Origin of the sequence: Corynebacterium sp. (assembly GCF_030152825.1) — a bacterium.
In the GTDB taxonomy this organism is placed as follows: Bacteria; Actinomycetota; Actinomycetes; order Mycobacteriales; family Mycobacteriaceae; genus Corynebacterium.
Genome location: NZ_JASLIP010000065.1, coordinates 1 through 3,292, shown reverse-complemented (window position 1 = coordinate 3,292; position 3,292 = coordinate 1). Strand labels below are relative to the sequence as shown.

4 protein-coding genes and 1 other RNA gene are annotated in these 3,292 nt (G+C 67.3%); 3 read left to right on the top strand and 2 right to left on the bottom strand.

What is annotated here, in order from left to right; all coding sequences use genetic code 11:
- Positions 1-453 (top strand): tRNA guanosine(34) transglycosylase Tgt (locus Q1V78_RS07395; RefSeq protein ID WP_300613184.1); only part of this gene is annotated, 453 nt, incomplete at its 5' end.
- Positions 446-1,516 (top strand): tRNA glutamyl-Q(34) synthetase GluQRS, encoded by a 1,071-nt coding sequence (gluQRS, locus tag Q1V78_RS07390; protein ID WP_300613182.1) that lies wholly within the window; start codon positions 446-448, stop codon positions 1,514-1,516. The genes Q1V78_RS07395 and gluQRS, both read left to right, overlap by 8 nt.
- Here gluQRS and Q1V78_RS07385 read toward each other — a convergent pair.
- Positions 1,513-2,397 carry a crotonase/enoyl-CoA hydratase family protein gene (locus Q1V78_RS07385; protein WP_300613180.1) on the bottom strand — a complete coding sequence of 295 codons (885 nt, stop codon included), beginning with the start codon at positions 2,395-2,397 and terminating at the stop codon, positions 1,513-1,515. The two genes, gluQRS and Q1V78_RS07385, sit on opposite strands and share 4 nt — an antisense overlap.
- Positions 2,398-2,422: 25 nt before the next feature.
- Here Q1V78_RS07385 and Q1V78_RS07380 point away from each other — a divergent pair, with 25 nt between their 5' ends.
- Complete coding sequence (locus Q1V78_RS07380) at positions 2,423-2,881, top strand: hypothetical protein (RefSeq protein WP_300613178.1); 459 nt, start codon at positions 2,423-2,425, stop codon at positions 2,879-2,881.
- A gap of 34 nt (positions 2,882-2,915) precedes the next feature.
- On the opposite strand, the gene ffs is transcribed toward Q1V78_RS07380, so the two are convergent.
- Positions 2,916-3,010: signal recognition particle sRNA small type (gene ffs / locus Q1V78_RS07375), an RNA gene on the bottom strand.
- Positions 3,011-3,292 lie beyond the last annotated feature (282 nt).

Below are 3,292 nucleotides of genomic sequence, written 5' to 3'. Positions count from 1 at the left end.
ACGATCGTGGAGTGGGTCTCGCAGGAGCTGCCGGACGACAAGCCACGGCACCTGCTGGGCATCTCCGAGCCGGATGACCTCTTCACCGCTATCGCCGCTGGTGCGGACACCTTCGACTGCGTGGCGCCGACCCGGCTTGGTCGCCGCGGTGGGGTGTACACGCTCGATGGGCGGATGAACCTCTCTAACGCCCGCTTCCGCCGGGACTTCATCCCCGTGGACGCCGAGGTTGGAGGCTATGTGTCTGAGAACTACACCCGCGCCTACATCCACCACCTGCTGCGCGCGAAGGAGTACCTCGCGGGCACGCTGTGCACGCTGCATAACCTGCACTTCATGATCAAGCTGGTGGACAACATCCGGGAGGCGATGCTGGAAGGCCGCTTCGAGGAGTACCGGGCGGAGTTCATGGGCCGCTACTACGGTCCGGGCTGGGAGCAGCGCCTTGGCTAACGGGGGAGCGAGCAGCCAGGGGGCTGATCTAAGACGGCGGGGTGCCGGGCGTTATGCGCCGAGCCCCTCCGGCGACCTGCACCTGGGCAACCTGCGCACTGCGGTCCTCGCGTGGCTGTTCGCCCGCCACAGTGGCCGGGCCTTCCACCTGCGCGTCGACGACATCGACGCCCAGCGCTCCTCCGAGGAATCCGCCAACCGGCAGCTCGCGGACCTCGCCGCACTCGGGATCACCCACGCCGGGCGGATCGTCCACGAACGCGAGTGCCTCGACCACTACGCCGAGGCCCTGCAGAAGCTGGCTGACCAGGGGCGAGTCTACGAATGCTACTGCTCTCGCAAGGACATCCAGGAGGCCTCCCGCGCCCCGCACGCCGCTCCGGGTGCCTACCCAGGCACCTGCCGGAACCTCAGCGAGGAGGAAAGGGTCACGCGCCGGGCGGAGCTCGCCGAGGCGGGCCGCAGCCCTGCGTTGCGGTTGCGCGTCGGTGACCTTTCTTCCTCGGACGTCGCCCCGGCCAGCCTGGTCACCACCCACACGATCACCGAAGGCTTCGCGGCCGGGGAGACGCTGGGCGGTGACGTCCTGAAAGAAAGGACCTATACCGGCGAGGTGGATGACATGGTGCTGCGGCGCGGCGGGAACACCGCGCAGCTGGACGGCAGCGAATATGCGTACAACCTGGCCGTCGTGGTGGACGATGCGCTCGCGGGCGTGGATCAGGTGGTTCGCGGGGATGACCTGCTGAGCTCCGCACCTAGGCAGGCGTACCTGGCCGGGCTGCTGGGGCTACCGGAGGTGGAATACCTGCACGTGCCGTTGGTGCTCGGGCCGGAGGGCAAGCGCCTGGCGAAGCGCGACGGGGCGGTGACGATGCGCGAGCTCGGGGTGGCGGACGCCCTGGCGTGGATCGGGGAGTCGCTGGGGAATGCCGTGGCTGAACCTGAGAGTGTGCGTGATGCTCTGGCGCAGGGCACATCACCTGCGGAGATCCTCGAAGGTTGGGCGGAGAGCTTCCGCCCGCAGCTGCTCTCCCGCGAGCCGGTGACGTTTCTGGGCTAGCGGACCTCGCGGGGCTTGAAGCGGGCGTCCACAACCGCGCCGCGCGCCTTGGCCGCCGCCTTCTGCGCGATCTTGGTGTTCTTGGCCACCAGCAGGCGGGCCTGGCGGGCGCGCTCCATGAAGAAGGTGCGGCGCGGGCCGGCGGTCCAGGTCTCGTCGATGATGCGCTTGGCATAGGCGACCGAATCCGGGGAACGGGTGGCAATTTCCTCGGCGAGTGAGCGGGCGGCCTCCTCCGGGTCCTCCGCGACCTCGGATGCGAGCCCCAGCTCGACGGCGCGGGTGCCGTCGAAAACCTCACCGGTCATGGTCAGGCGCTTGGCGGTATCGATGGGCAGCAACTGCTTGAGGGAGAAGATCCCCGACATGTCCGGGATCAGGCCCCACTTGGCCTCCAGGACGGACCACCGGGCGTCTGCGGTGGTGAAGCGGTAATCCGCGGCCGCGACGAGCTGCACCCCGCCGCCGAAGCAGAAGCCCTCGACCGCCGCGATGACGGGCACGGGAAGGCGTCGGAAAGCCCAGCACGCCTCCTGGAAGGTATTGGTGCCGCGCCACGGGCGGGGAGCGAAGGCCTTGGCGATGCCCGCGGGGGTCTTCAACGCGGAGCCGAAGTCCAGGCCCGCGGTGAAGTTATGGTCCTCACCTGCGAGGATGACGGCCCGGATTGTGCGGTCGCGCCGGATTTTGTGCGCAGTGGCGACCAGGTCGTCGAGAACGGAGAGGGTGAGGGAGTTCAGCTTGCCGGGACGGCGAAGGGTGACGTAGGCGATGCCGTCCTTGACGTCCAGCTTGACCTCGCCGTGGCGGGAGGCGGGGTCGTCGGTGTGGGCGCTGTTCGGTGCTGCGGCGGCGGAAGAGTGTTCAGTGCGGGCTGTCATGGGATCACGCTAACCCACGGGTGCTGTGCTGCGCGGGGGATTGCGGAAGCTGCGCGGAGTCGGCCCGGGAGGTATTCCTCATCACGCGGGCACGAGTGCGGCCGGGGTGTGGGCGTTCTTTGCCGGGCTCGTGGTCTGGGTACTTTTTCTCAGCTGGACTCCCGATCAGCTGGGCCTGCCGATGGGTGGGCCTTATGCCGACTGGCAAGTGTTTGCCTGCGGTGCCGGTGCGGTGTTCGCGGTGGTGATGCTCTCGCTGCGGACCCGCTGGTTTTACGCTGGCGCGCTGGGCGTTGTTCTGGGGTTCACCGCGGGCTTCGCGCTTGCGTGGTCCTTCTGGGCTGCCGCCAATGATTCCTCGGGACTGTGGGGCGCGGACTTGGTGTTCCTGTTCATTGGTTGCCTGATTGGGCTGAACATCGTGGGGCTGATTGTGGCCTCTGTGCGCGCGCAACGGGCGCGGGAGCAGCAGCGCCTCGGGTAATGGTTGGCAGGTAGTGGCGAAGTTTTTGGGCAAAATAAAAGGACCCCGCGCACCCGTGAGAGCTCGTTGACCCTTGCTGCATTCCTGCCCTGGGGGAGTTCACAAGATGCACGCCACGCGGAATCCGCCTAAAGCATAACGCATCGCCACGGCCCTGGCCAACGCTCGATCTTTCGGGCCAATCTTTCGGGCGCTGTCTCGTGGGAACGCGAGTGCGCTTTTGGAGGATTCGAGGGGCGGAGCTGACGGGGGTTCTGGGGATAGCTTCACGGGACCGGAAATGCTGCGAGCGCTGGGGATTTTGTGCGCTTGGTGGCCCTGGGTATAGTAGTCAGCGGAGGATTCGACTAGCGGCCTATGTCACACGCCTGGAACGCGTGCGGGGCTCACGCCCCTCGAGGGTTCAAATCC

What these genes read in the sequence shown, in the direction of transcription:
- Q1V78_RS07385 (WP_300613180.1), bottom strand. Translation starts at nt 2,397, where the DNA reads ATGACAGCCCGCACTGAACACTCTTCCGCCGCCGCAGCACCGAACAGC.